13 protein-coding genes are annotated in these 13,786 nt (G+C 38.7%); all 13 read right to left on the reverse strand.

Annotated elements, in window-relative coordinates; all coding sequences use genetic code 11:
- Positions 1–18 precede the first annotated feature (18 nt).
- The 13 genes from mutS to EHW90_RS07025 all read right to left on the reverse strand — a co-directional run bounded on the left by mutS (position 19) and on the right by EHW90_RS07025 (position 13,761).
- Entirely contained in the window at positions 19–2,667 is a 2,649-nt protein-coding gene (gene mutS, locus EHW90_RS06965; protein ID WP_124952144.1) for a DNA mismatch repair protein MutS, read from the reverse strand.
- On the reverse strand, positions 2,668–4,095 hold the full coding sequence (gene miaB / locus EHW90_RS06970; protein ID WP_124952145.1) for a tRNA (N6-isopentenyl adenosine(37)-C2)-methylthiotransferase MiaB: 1,428 nt from the start codon (positions 4,093–4,095) through the stop codon (positions 2,668–2,670). It abuts the gene before it with no gap.
- A gap of 10 nt (positions 4,096–4,105) precedes the next feature.
- Positions 4,106–4,666: a 5-formyltetrahydrofolate cyclo-ligase gene (locus tag EHW90_RS06975; RefSeq protein WP_124952146.1), complete on the reverse strand. Its 561-nt coding sequence runs from the start codon at positions 4,664–4,666 to the stop codon at positions 4,106–4,108.
- Positions 4,659–4,877: a DUF896 domain-containing protein gene (locus EHW90_RS06980; protein ID WP_009445377.1), complete on the reverse strand. Its 219-nt coding sequence runs from the start codon at positions 4,875–4,877 to the stop codon at positions 4,659–4,661. The genes EHW90_RS06975 and EHW90_RS06980 overlap by 8 nt, the downstream gene beginning before the upstream one ends.
- 10 nt (positions 4,878–4,887) lie before the next feature.
- Positions 4,888–5,721, reverse strand: a complete 834-nt coding sequence (gene proB / locus EHW90_RS06985; RefSeq protein ID WP_124952147.1) for a glutamate 5-kinase — start codon at positions 5,719–5,721, stop codon at positions 4,888–4,890.
- Positions 5,721–7,337, reverse strand: coding sequence for an NAD(P)/FAD-dependent oxidoreductase (locus EHW90_RS06990; RefSeq protein WP_124952148.1), 1,617 nt, complete (start codon positions 7,335–7,337; stop codon positions 5,721–5,723). Before EHW90_RS06990 ends, proB begins: the two co-directional genes overlap by 1 nt.
- Before the next feature lie 10 nt (positions 7,338–7,347).
- A complete protein-coding gene (locus tag EHW90_RS06995; protein WP_124952149.1) occupies positions 7,348–8,559 on the reverse strand; it encodes an aminoacetone oxidase family FAD-binding enzyme in 1,212 nt (403 codons plus the stop codon).
- A complete protein-coding gene (locus tag EHW90_RS07000; RefSeq protein WP_124952150.1) occupies positions 8,556–10,211 on the reverse strand; it encodes a putative polysaccharide biosynthesis protein in 1,656 nt (551 codons plus the stop codon). Before EHW90_RS07000 ends, EHW90_RS06995 begins: the two co-directional genes overlap by 4 nt.
- Positions 10,211–10,705, reverse strand: a complete 495-nt coding sequence (ybeY, locus tag EHW90_RS07005; protein WP_124952151.1) for an rRNA maturation RNase YbeY — start codon at positions 10,703–10,705, stop codon at positions 10,211–10,213. Before ybeY ends, EHW90_RS07000 begins: the two co-directional genes overlap by 1 nt.
- Before the next feature lie 24 nt (positions 10,706–10,729).
- Positions 10,730–11,728, reverse strand: a complete 999-nt coding sequence (locus tag EHW90_RS07010) for a PhoH family protein (RefSeq protein ID WP_124952152.1) — start codon at positions 11,726–11,728, stop codon at positions 10,730–10,732.
- Positions 11,729–11,800: 72 nt separating this feature from the next.
- Positions 11,801–11,977 (reverse strand): 30S ribosomal protein S21, encoded by a 177-nt coding sequence (gene rpsU, locus EHW90_RS07015; RefSeq protein ID WP_005539624.1) that lies wholly within the window; start codon positions 11,975–11,977, stop codon positions 11,801–11,803.
- Between the two features lie 83 nt (positions 11,978–12,060).
- Positions 12,061–12,378, reverse strand: a complete 318-nt coding sequence (locus tag EHW90_RS07020; RefSeq protein ID WP_124952153.1) for a hypothetical protein — start codon at positions 12,376–12,378, stop codon at positions 12,061–12,063.
- Positions 12,379–12,717: 339 nt separating this feature from the next.
- Entirely contained in the window at positions 12,718–13,761 is a 1,044-nt protein-coding gene (locus EHW90_RS07025) for a Fic family protein (protein ID WP_243113932.1), read from the reverse strand.
- Positions 13,762–13,786 lie beyond the last annotated feature (25 nt).

A 13,786-nucleotide genomic window follows, 5' to 3' on the forward strand; every position in this document is an offset into this window, starting at 1 on the left:
AAAACCCGATTTTTAAAATTATATCCTGTTTTTTATCTTATTTTGCAGATTGTACAAGGTATTTAGTGCATCCATAGGAGTCATAGAAGTAATATCAATTTGAGATATTTCATCTATAATTGTGTCATTATTCACCGCGTCAAACAAAGAAAGCTGCCCCGCCTCGACCTCATCGGTCCTTTTCACAGGCTTTCTCTTTGAAGCGGCGGGAGTCGCCTCGGCTATTTCTCTTGCCCTTGTGGCTATATCCGCACTTGAAAGCTCCTCTATAAGCTCCTTCGCCCTTTCAGTCACACTGTCAGGCACACCTGCAAGTTTTGCAACCTGGATTCCGTAGCTCTTATCCGCACCTCCTGCAGCTATCTTTCTTAAGAATACTATATCGTCTCCTCTTTCCTTGACCAAGATACAGTAGTTGTTTACTCCGGGCATTGTACCTTCAAGCTCCGAGAGTTCATGGTAATGTGTTGCAAAAAGAGTCTTTGCACCTATCAGCTTTGTATTTGAGATATGCTCCACCACCGCCCATGCGATAGCAAGTCCGTCAAAGGTCGATGTACCTCTTCCTATCTCATCCAAAATAACCAAAGAATTTCTTGTGGCGTTTCGTAAAATATTTGCAACCTCCGTCATCTCCACCATAAATGTGGACTGACCGCTTGCAAGGTCGTCCGAAGCCCCCACTCTTGTAAATATCCTGTCACATACACATAGGCTTGCCTGACTTGCAGGTACAAAGCTTCCTATCTGAGCCATCATACATATAAGAGCCGTCTGTCTCATATAAGTTGACTTACCTGCCATATTCGGTCCTGTAATTATAGACATTCTCTTCTTATTCTGATCAAGATATGTATCATTTGCAATAAACGAATCATCATTTAACATACTTTCAACCACCGGATGCCTGCCGTCTTTTATATCTATAACCCCGTTGGTATTTATTTGAGGTCTTATATAATTATTGTTGTATGCAACTGTCGCAAGTGAACATATCGCGTCAATATACGCAAGCGACTTGGCACTTGACTGTATTCTGTTCACATTGCCTGCAACAATATCTCTTACTTCTACAAACACCTCATACTCCAAATTGTTTAACTTATCCTCGGCACCGAGAATTATATTTTCAAGTTCCTTCAACTTGTCTGTAGTATATCTTTCCGCATTTGTAAGTGTCTGCTTTCTCACAAAGTAGTCAGGCACCATATCTTTAAACGAATTGGTTACCTCAAAATAATATCCGAAGACTTTATTGTACTTTATCTTAAGGTTTTTAATACCGGTCTTTTCCTTTTCATCCGCCTCAAGCGAAGCCAGCCAGTTCTTACCCTCCGTCTTTGCCTGCCTGAGCTTATCTATCTCGGCATTATAACCTGTATTTATTATATTTCCTTCTTTCAGTGAAAGCGGACTGTCCTCATTTATGGACCTGTCTATAATATCTATAATATCCTCAAGTTTATCAAGGCCTTCATTTATCTTTACTATCTCACCCGATGTACAGGTATTTAAAACTTCCTTTATCGGAGCGATCATCTTCATGGAAGATGACAACGCCAAGAGGTCTCTTGTATTTGCACTCTTTGTCACAACCCTTGCCATAAGTCTTTCAAGGTCATAGACCGGGTTTAAATACTCTCTTAACTCCTCTCTGTCTATATATCTGTCAAAAAGCTCGGCTACGGCTTCCTGTCTGTTAAGTATTCTCTCTCTGTTTATAAGCGGCTGCTCTAAAAAGCTTCTGAGCATTCTGGCACCCATTGCCGTACTTGTCTTATCAAGTACACCGAGCAATGAGCCGTTTTTCTTTTTTTCTCTCATAGTCTCTACAAGTTCAAGATTTCTCCTTGAGCTTGTATCCACAATCATATAGTCGCCGTTTTTATAGGCGGATATACTCACTATCTGTGCACATGAGCTTTTTTGCATCTCATAGAGATACTTAAGCATCGCACCTGAAGCTATGGTTGCATCTAAAAACTCCGAAAGTCCCAGTGCTTCAACACTTGATACTTTGAAATGCTTCTTTAATATATCAATACCGCTTTTTTCACTGAAGTATGAATTGTCAAGCGAAGTTATTGTTATATTGTATTTTTTCTTCAACTCATCAAGTGAAATACCGCTGATTTCAAAGGCGTGATTACATATAATTTCGGTAGGTTGATACTTTTGTATCTCATCAAAGAGTTCTCTGCTTGTAACAAGCTCCGTAACAAAGAAATCGCCTGTAGATATATCACATATGCTAAGCCCGAATCTCTCATCAATATAAAATATCGAAATGATATAATTATTCTTATCATCTGCAAGTACTCCGCTGCTTGTTATTGTACCGGGAGTGACAATCCTTACGACCTCTCTTTTTACAAGCCCCTTTGCAAGCTTAGGGTCTTCCATCTGCTCGGCTATAGCCACCTTATGTCCGTTTTGCACAAGTCTGTTTATATAAGTTTCCGCCGCATGATAAGGCACACCGCACATAGGAGCTCTCTCTTCAAGCCCGCAGTCCTTACCTGTAAGTGTAAGTTCAAGCTCCTTTGCCACCATAGTCGCATCATCAAAAAACATTTCATAAAAATCGCCTAGGCGATAAAAAAGTATACAATCCGGATACTCGTCCTTAGTCTCCAGATACTTTGACATCATTGGAGATAGTGCCATTTATTCCTCACTTGTCTGTATATGCCCCATATAGTAAAAGCCTTTTGCCTCATCAAGGAAAACATCCACAATTTCACCTATCAGTCTTTTACCGCCCTTAAAATGTACGGTCAGGTTGTTTTCAAGCTTTCCTGTAAGATATCCTTCAAGATGCTCATCCTCTCCCTCTACCAAAACAGGCATACATTTTCCTTCATTTTTCTTTGTATTTTCCGCCGCTATATCCTGAACGGTCTTTAAAAGTCTGTCAAATCTGTCCTTAATGACCTTAGGATCTATCTGATCCTCCATCTTTGCAGCAGGCGTTCCCGAACGCTTTGAATATATGAATGTGAATGCGGAGTCATATCTGACTTCCTTTACCACATCCAAAGTGTCAAGAAAGTCTTCTTCAGTTTCTCCCGGGAATCCTACAATAATATCTGTTGTAAGAGAAATATCGGGGATAGCCGCCTTTATTCTTTTTACCAAATCAAGATATCCTTCTTTGGTATAAACTCTGTTCATCTTTTTCAAAATTGAAGAACTTCCCGATTGCAGCGGCAAATGAAGATGCTTACATATCTTTTTATTATTCTTCATCACCTCTATGACCTCATCTGAAAGGTCCTTGGGATGAGGAGTCATAAATCTTAATCTCTCAAGTCCCTCTATTTTTGAAACTTCATCCAAAAGCATTGCAAAGTTTGTCTTTTCATCAAGCCCCTTACCGTATGAGTTCACATTCTGCCCGAGCAACATAACTTCCTTTACTCCGTCGGCCACCAGGCCCTTTATCTCATCTATTATTTCCTCAGGCTTTCTTGATCTCTCCCTGCCTCTTACATAAGGCACTATACAGTAGCTGCAAAAATTATTGCATCCGAATGTAATGTTGACACCTGATTTGAAAGAAAACTGTCTCTTGTTCGGAAGCTTTTCCACAATCATATCTGCACTTTCCATTACATCCACAACCTGTTTTTTGGTCTTAAGATGATCGAAAAGTATCTCTGCGAGCTTATAAATATTGTGTGTTCCGAATACAAGGTCCACATGGCGGTAGGATTTTTTAATTTTCTCCACCTCTTCGGCTTCCTGCATCATACATCCGCAGATACCTATGATCATATCGGGATTTTTTTCCTTGCTCTTTTTTAACTGTCCCACTCTGCCGTAAAGTCTGTCATTTGCATTTTCTCTTACCGTACAGGTATTAAACAGTACAAGGTCGGCATCCTCTTCATTCTCAACTTCTATATATCCTATTCCGCTAAGTATTCCCGAGAGCTTTTCGGAATCTCTTGCATTCATCTGGCATCCGAAAGTGACCACCTTATATGTAGGGTATCTCCCCTTGTCTATCGCCCCTGCGTGTATTATATCATTGACCTCAGACATGAAATATTCCTGTCTTAAAGGTTCCTCTGTAGGTATTAAATTCTCCATAATCCTCTTTCTATCTTGCTTTTAAAATATGGTCCATCACAATATCATACTCATTTGCTTCAAAGTCTATATCGGTCTGAAAATCATATACCGGTCCTATAAGAGTATTCTCACTGTGTAAGCCGAAATATCTGTCATAGTAGCCGGCACCGAAGCCGAGCCTTTTACCGTGCTTATTTAAGCCGATAAGCGGCACCAATACCTTTGCGCCTTTTGGAATAATCTCTTCACATGAAAGGCTTGGCTCAAGTATTCCGAACTTTGACCTTTCAAGATTGTCAAGTGAGTATACTCTGAAAAACTTCATATCCTTTCCGCAGACTCTTGGAAGCCCCAAAGCTATATCTATATTGTAATTTTCCTTATAATATCCGCTTAGAATCTTTTCAAACAGCGGCCTTAAATCTATTTCATTTCCAAGCGGCATAAATCCGAGCACCACTGTATCTTTTGACTCTTTTAATATAGAGTCAATATCTTTTATAATGCTTTCACTTGCAACTTGTACTTCCTCTTTTGTAAGTGAATTCCTTTTTTTAAGTAAAAGTTCTCTAGCCTCTTTCTTAGTCATTTTTATTTCCGAACTTTTTACCAAGGTCTGTAATACTGCCGTCGGCTTCCTTTATTGACACATTATTAAGGCTTTGTCTTAAGTTTTCTTTTACAGCCTCCAAATATTCTTTTCTAAGCTCGGCCTGTTCCTTTTTTTCTTCCTCGGTCAGACCTACACTCTTTTGTTTATGTGCCAATGTATTTATTCTGTCAATCTTTATATTATCCATCTTTCACCTCTTATTCCAAACAATTCAGCCAATCAAAATCCTTATTTTGTTTAGCCGGAAAATATGTTCCTATTTTTTCACCTTTTGCAATATTTTCTATTATACTCATATCGCTTGCACTTGCAATTACCATATCACATCCTGAATTGGTGGCAATCTGTGCCGCCAAAAGCTTTGTATACATTCCGCCGGTTCCAAGATTTGACTTTGAAGTGGACTTACCCATACTCATATATTTGTCTACATCGTCCACATAGTCGATAAACTTTGCATCCTTATTTGTATTCGGGTCGTCTGTATACAATCCGTCAATATCAGATAAAAGTATCAAAAGGTCGGCTTCAGTCAATGCGCTTACCAAAGCGGAAAGTCTGTCATTGTCTCCGAACTGTATCTCATATGTTGAAATAGTATCGTTTTCATTGACTATAGGTACCGCCCCGTATGCCAAAAGCTGTGTAAATGTAGCCTTTGCATTGTCACGGTAGGTATCATCCGTGATAGTGGTCTTTGTCATCAAAATCTGTGCTATTCTTATACTGTACTCTGAAAAAAGCTTTCTGTATTCCATTATAAGTCTGGCCTGACCTATTGCGGCAAGCGCCTGCTTCTCACATAGAGTTGACGGCTTTTCGTTTATTCCGAGTGAATGTCTGCCTGTTGCAATAGCACCTGATGAAACAAGTATTACCTCCTTACCTGCTCCCTTCAAATCGGCTATCCGCCTTATAAGTTTTTCTATCTTTGAAAGATTAAGCTCACCTGTCTCACTGTGTGTGATACTTGAAGAACCTATCTTTATAACAATCCTTTTGGCATCTCTTACTTTTTTTCTTATATCCATTACAGCTCCTTGTAACTCTCAATAATTCTCTCGGCCACCTTAAGCCCGTCCATAGCCGCACTCATTATACCGCCTGCATATCCTGCGCCCTCACCGCAAGGGTATATACCTGAAATATTTGACTCAAGCACCTCGTTTCTACTTATTCTTACCGGAGATGAAGTCCTTGACTCTATAGCCGCCACATATGCTTCATCATTTATAAAGCCTTTTATCTTCCTGTCAAAATCTTTGAAAGCCTCTTTCATACTCTCATAGATTTCCGTAGGGAAAAGCTTGTCAACTCTTGATATCTTTGTGGCTCCTTTTATCTTAAGGTCTTCAGTTTCAAAGTCCTTACTTTCCACACCGTCTAAGAAATCTACCAGTCTTTGTACAGGTACTTTGCCTTCTCCCATCTTATACGCATTTTCCTCAAGTCGCCTTTGAAACTCTATCCCCTTTAGAGGGTCGTCATTGTCGCCATATTTGTCAAAATCTTCTTCAGATACACTTACAATTATGGCCGAATTGGCTTCACCTGAATCTCTTTTATGGTAGCTCATGCCGTTTACGGCAATTCTTTCACCTTCTGTGGAAGCATTCACTATGAATCCTCCGGGGCACATACAAAATGAGTACACACCTCTGTCAAAGCTTGATCTGAATGTAAGCTTATACGGTGCCGGCGATAAAAATGCCGCTTCCTTTTTCCCGTACTGTGATACATCTATCAGATTCTGTGAATGTGAAACTCTTATTCCCAGTGCAAAAGCCTTAGGTTCCATATAAATATTAAGGTCTTTTAACAGCTTAAAAGTATCTCTTGCACTGTGTCCGAGTGCCAAAATTATATCCTCACAAGGTATATCTTCCGTCTGATTTGTCTTTGTATTTAATACCTTTATATTCTTGATTTTTTTATCTATATCTTCTATATCTATAAGCTTGGTATCAAATCTTACTTCTCCTCCAAGTCTTATTATCTCTTCTCTGATTGACTTAACTATACCCGTCAAAAGATCCGTTCCTATATGAGGCTTGTTGTCATAAAGTATCTCTTTCGGAGCTCCGTATTCCACTAAAGTCTCAAGTACAAACTTATTTCTTCCGAAAGTATCCTTTACCAAGGTGTTTAACTTGCCGTCTGAGAATGTACCTGCACCGCCTTCACCGAATGAAACATTCGATTCCGGATTCAACTTGCCCTCATTCCAGAACCTGTCCACACTTTCTTTTCTTTCCTCTACACATTCACCGCGCTCTATTACTATAGGTTTTAACCCGTTTTTAGCCAGTAAGAGTGCCGCAAATATGCCTGCCGGACCGAAGCCCACCACTACAGGTCTTTTAATATCAGCCGCTTTCAGCCCTTTTGCATCCTTATAGGCATATATTACAGGCTTTGCAAGGCTTAAGCTCTTATTTCTTTTTAAATACTTCTCTTCATTACAAACACTTACATCTATAGAATAAGAATAAAAAATTTCAGGCTTTTTTCTGGCATCTACAGATCTCTTTTTTATTTCTATACTCTTTATCTCATCTATATTGCAACCGACAGTCTTCGCTATCTTTTTTCTCAAATCATTTTCATCATGATGTACACCCAGTTGCAAAGAATTTATATGTAACATATTCTCACCCTTATAATCCGTTTCCTGCTATATAACCCGATGTCCATGCCCACTGCAGATTATAGCCTCCGCATATTCCGTCCACATCAAGTATTTCACCTGCAAAGTACAGATTTTTTATAGACTTATACATCAGATTTTCATCCACATCCTTTAGAGGAATTCCTCCCGTGCATACCTGTGCCTTGTCAAAATCACCGCTTGCCTTTACTTTAAAATCAAGCTTCTTACAAAGTAAAACAAGTCTGTCAAAGCTTTTTTTATCAATCTTTTTTATTTTTATCTCAGGAGAAATTTTGGCAGCTTCAAGTATTCCAAGCCAAAGCTTACTGTTTATAAGCCCGTTGCCAATGTCCTCAATTGTAATAAATGAAGGTATATTTTTTCTGCTGTTAAGTATCTTTTCTATATCCCCGATATGCGAGAACATATCAAGCCTTACAATTACACTTTTTCTTTCATAAAGCAGTTTACTTACATATCTGCTCACCTGAAAGGTAGGGATACCCGAAATACCGCTGTCAGCAAACTGCAGTTCTCCGAAGTCTCCGGCAATCTTTTTATTATCACAATATACAGATATTTCACACTTTGCCCTGACACCCGATGTCATCTTAAAAAAGAGCTTATCATCAAGCTTAATACCGCAAAGTGCCGGCAAAGGAGGTCTATACTTTATATTCAGCTTGTCAAGTACAGGTAAAAAAGAACCGTCACTTCCAAGCTTAGGCGCCGCCTTAAGCCCTGTCGCCACTATAAGCTTATCAAAGTATAACTTACTTATCTTTTTTTGTGTATCACAGACATCTACAAAAAAACCTTTCTCAGAGAACTTTATATCCTTTACATATGTATTTAAAAGTATATCCGCGTCATATCTGTTAAGTTCCATCAAAAGTGCATTTCTTATGGAAGCGGCCTGCTCCGAAGCCGGATAAACATATCCGTCTCTGATATACTCCACCACTCCGATACTGTTAAAAAACTTTATAGTATCAAAACGGCCGAATCTGTCTGTAAATTCAATCACTTTGTAATTGTTGTGAAAATTTGCAGCTTCCATTCTTGTGTTTGTAAAATTACATTTGCCGTTTCCGGTTGACAGTATCTTCTTTAGAAGCTTGTCATTATGTTCTATGACGGTAACTTCATTCTTTCCCTTACACGCAAATAGAGCAGACATTATACCTGCTGCTCCACCGCCAATAATCCCAACTTTCATTTCAAAAGCCTGACTTTCTGTAAAATACTTACCAACTTCTTGCCCTTTGGCATCTGCAATATCTCATTCTTTGAGATTGTCCTTGTACCTATCAAAAGTATCGCATATACCGGAACACCTACCGCTACAGGTATCATTGTAAGCAAAGCCCTACTCTGTGTAAACATTCTAAGTCCTGCATATGCCATATACACAGCTATTCCCATAATACCGGCACAGATAAAAGGCATCAAAAATGTCTTTATAACTTCCTGCCTGTAGTATAAATTCTTCCTTATACTTCTTGCATTCAATATACACATAGACAGTGCGAATACCATATTTCCAAATACCAATCCTATTACATTTGACTTAAACGCAAACAATAATATATACAAAACAATAAAATGGATAACAAGTGATATGGCCGCATTCTTTACAGGTCTGTTGATAAGATTTGTACCCTGTAATATAGCATTTGTAACTGTGGATATGGAATAAAGCACAACTACAGCCGAACCTATAATCATAAGATATGAAGCCAAAATTGCATCATCTGCAGAATTAAACAGTATCCCCATAACAGGTACCGAAACCACCGCCAGACCTATTGCACACGGGAAACTTACTATAGTTGCAAATCTGATTACCATAGAAATCTTTGAGTTCACATCTCCCTTATCGCCCCTTGAAAAGCTTCTTGAAACGGTAGGAATCAAAGAAGACGACATTGCATTCGCTATAGCCACAGGTACATTTACAAGCACCAGATACCCTCCGGTATATATACCGTAAAGCCTTGAAGTCTCATACTCAAGACCCAGTGCCTTCATACTCTGTCCGAAAACCATACCGTCAAGTACGGAGTTTATATTGTAAATTGCTGTAGAAGCTATAACAGGTATAACAGTAAGCACAAGCACCTTTGTGATATGTGAAAAGCTCTCTTTCTTTGAAGTATTGTCCTCTCTAAGACTCTTACGCCTTTTTCCTGCGGTCAAAAATAAGAATACAAATATTATTAAAAGAGCCGTTACTGTACCTGCACCTGTACCGATAGTGCCTCCCGCCGCACCGTAAGCCGCCTTTACATCGTTTCCCTTTGCACCCTTTATTGCCATCTCACACAAATAATATGCTGCTCCTACAGATACCGCAGCATTTATTATCTGTTCAAAAATCTGTGAAACGGCTGTAGGCACCATAGTGGAATGTCCTTGGAAATATCCGCGAAACACTCCAAGATAAGCCATTATCCATATGGTAGGGGCAAGGCTCTTTAGCGCATACTTTGCCAAAGGCATCTGATACAGACTGCTTGCAAAATAATCCGCACCGAAAAATACTACACAAAATCCTATTCCGCCTACTATAGTTGCATAGATTAAAGCCGCTCTAAGTATCTTTCCGGCATTCCTGTATTCATTCTTTGCAATCCTTGCCGAAACCATCTTGCTTACCGCAAGCGGCAATGAATATGAGGACAACAAAAGAATGATTGCATATAGATTGTATGCTGTGGAATAGTATCCCATACCTTCACTTCCTATAATTCTAAGAAGCGGAACTCTATACGCAAGTCCTATCAGTCTTACAAGTATTCCTGCTACAGCCAATATGGCTCCCTGAACCAAAAAATTATTAGATCCACTCTTTTTCTTTTTAACCGGCATTATCTGCTAATCCCTTCAAGCTCCAAAATTTTTCTTTGTCTGTCTTCCATAACCACTCTGTCTTCATCCACCATATGGTCATACCCCATAAGATGAAGCATTGAGTGTACCACCAAAAATGCAAGTTCTCTGGTCTCACTGTGACCGTATTCTATAGCCTGCTCTTTTATATGATCTGTGGAAAGTATAATATCACCAAGCAGCAGCTCACCGGTCTCAGGATTAAAGGCATCCACACTCTCTTCAATATTATCAAAGTTTCCGGGGATTTCAAACTCGTTAAAAGGAAATGATAAAACATCTGTAGACTTATCAATTCCCCTGTATTCACTGTTTATCTTCCTTATCTCTTCATCGTCCACAAAAGTCACCGAAACCTCGGCTTCATAAGGACAATTTTCAAAGTCAAGTGCAGATACCACCATCTTGTTTACTATCTCTTCATACGGTATATCAAGTTTTTTTTCAGACTCATAGCTTATCTCTATAGTCATACTCCCTCGCCAAAGCCTAAAGGCTTATCTTCTAAATCTTTTTTTATCTTCCTTATCCTTTGACATATTTTTCTTTTCATATATATCATAGGCTTCTACAATCTTTTGTACCAAAGGATGACGAACAACATCCTTATTTGTAAGCATACAAACACCTATATCATCAATATTCTTAAGTATTTTCAGCGCAATATCAAGTCCCGATGTCTGCCCCTGCGGCAAATCCTTCTGGCTCTGATCTCCCGTCACTATCACCTTTGAGCCGAAACCTATTCTTGTAAGGAACATCTTCATCTGTGCCGGAGTGGTATTTTGTGCCTCATCAAGTATTATAAAAGCATTATCAAGGGTTCTACCTCTCATATATGCAAGAGGAGCCACCTCTATAAGACCTTTTTCCTGATTGTGCAAAAAGCTGTCCGCACCCATTATCTGATAAAGCGCGTCATAAAGCGGCCTCAGATAAGGATCTATCTTACTTTGCAGATCTCCCGGCAAAAATCCGAGTTTCTCTCCGGCCTCAATAGCCGGTCTTGTAAGAATAATCCTGTTTACGGCACCGTCTTTAAAAGCCTGTATCGCCATGGCCATAGCCAAATATGTCTTACCCGTACCGGCAGGTCCTACACCGAAGACTATCATCTTGTTTCTTATAAGATCCACATACTGCTTCTGACCCAAAGTCTTAGGCTTTATAGGCTTGCCCAAAATAGTTCTGGCTATCACATCCTGATCTATCTCAAGTATCTTGTCGTCTTCCAATGTAAATGATAATGAAAGTGCATAATCCACGTTCTGCTCTGTGATCTGATTGCCCCTTTTTGAAAGCTCGATAAGGTTGTTGAATACGGATTTTGCCTTGTCCACATAGGCTTTAGGTCCTATTATCTTTATGCTGCCATCTCTGGCAATCATGCTGACTTTAAGAGTTCTCTCAATCTTCTTTAAATACACGTCAAACTCGCCGCAGACATTCCTTTCATGCTCCATAGGTATATCTATAATATTTTCAATAATGCTCAATATTTTCTCCTTAAAATTATCTGTTTAAAAAGAAAACCCCGGTCAAATGACCGAGGTTGTGAAAACACGCAATTAATTAAACTTACGCTTTCTAGCTGCTTCAGACTTTTTCTTACGTCTTACGCTTGGCTTCTCGTAATGCTCTCTCTTACGAATTTCTTGTTGAATGCCTGCCTTAGCACAATTTCTTTTAAATCTTCTAAGTGCACTGTCAAGACTCTCGTTTTCTTTCACAATCACGTTTGACATCTAAGATCTAACCTCCCTCCGGTTGTGAAATTCAAAATCTATATCATTATACCACAAAGTACAGATTCGTCAATATGTTTATTTTATTTCTTATCAAAATTGAGAGCCAAATTATTGTCGGCATCAAGAGAGTAGTTTACAAAGATGTACATATCATACCATTTGTCGTCCTCCCAAAGCTTCTCATCCTCACCTTTTTCATAAATAGACTCAAAGCTTTCAACCTCACTCTCAGGCACAAGCCATCCTCCAAGATCGCAAACTTTCATATCATTCAACGAAATATCTCTTCCTTCAAAAGTATCACAAAAAAAGATACCGCCGAGTTTTTTGGCTTCTTCTTCTACAATACCAAGAAACTTTTCAAAATCTTCTCCTTCATTGCTTCTTAAGCCCTGCATCTGTATAATCTCCTGTCTTTATTACAAAATTTTCACTAAAAAATACTTTTTATATAATATCACAACAGCTACAGAAATGGAATGAAAATATACATATTTCTGATATTATTTACAAAGACCTATCTATATTGCCTGTTTTGACCTTGGTCGTTTCATCTTCTTTCTTGGTCGTTAGCTTATTTATAATCTTAGTCTATATCTTAATCGCTATGTCGTGCATTATCTTGCATCTTAGTCGTTATTTGTACGCTATACTATACGGCATTTGTCCTATTATAATCGCTTTATTGCAGTCACTTTGCCGAATATGTTTAACGTATATGATGTTACAATCTGCGATTATGATATTTTCTTATACCTTTGATGTCTGCTTCTTGGCTTACCGGGCAATGTCATCTCTACAAGGCCGAGTTCTATAGCCGGATTAAGATAGTTCTTCCTGAAGGTAGGCTTATGAGTCATACCGAGTCTGAGCATTATTTCATTTGTAGAAAGTACCTCGTCACCCATAACCTCCAAAAGCTTTCTTGTAAAAGAAGATGCAATATTTACTGTGACACTCTCATCCATACACTCTTTTTTATAAATCTTATTTATACTTTTAGGTTCATCAACCTTAATACCGTCTTTAGGCATATCCGCATTCTTTAATCTTTCATATACCGTCTCAAGTATCAACTCTACAAACTTGTTACACTCTCCCGTCTTACAGGCATCATACAATACCTCTTTGTATTCATCCCTTCTCTTTGTCAGATTATCATAAACGCATACAAGCAAAAATATATCCTTCCACCTGCAAAGCAGCATATCAAACCAAAGCCTTGACATGATTCCGTTATATTCTTTAAACGGTTTCAAAAACTCAAGTTCAAAATATAATACGGCACTCTTTATAAGAGGGTGAAGCTTATTTCTTTTATACCACTCCAACACATCCCTTATAGCCCCCGACACGAATCTTGACGGTATCAAATCCGTTTCAAACATAGTGCCGTCATTCTTACCGTCTTCCCTAAACTCATATGAGAGCGTATCTATAGAACCTAAAAGCATTTTATACGCAAAGAGCATATCGTTTATGGAACAGGGATTTATTTTGGCTGACATTTCATATACTTCAAAAAGATTTTTCGCAAGTGTACTTTCCTTATAATCTTTAGCAATCTTCTCTCCTCTTATAATATCCTCTATATACTCCGGCGAAAGACTGTACTCCTCAAGCGACAGCAAAGTATTGACTTTATTTATTATGAAGCTCTTTGCATTTACGCTTACCTTTCCCTCAAAAAGCACACTTACTCTGCCTACTTCCTCACTTATCTGTGTAAGTAAATTTATCATCTTATCGCTCAATTTAAAACTCGGACTGTATTCTCTCAAGGTATCCTCCTCTCTTCCAGCTCAA

Source organism: Lachnoanaerobaculum orale (assembly GCF_003862485.1).
GTDB classification, from domain to species: Bacteria; Bacillota; Clostridia; order Lachnospirales; family Lachnospiraceae; genus Lachnoanaerobaculum; species Lachnoanaerobaculum orale.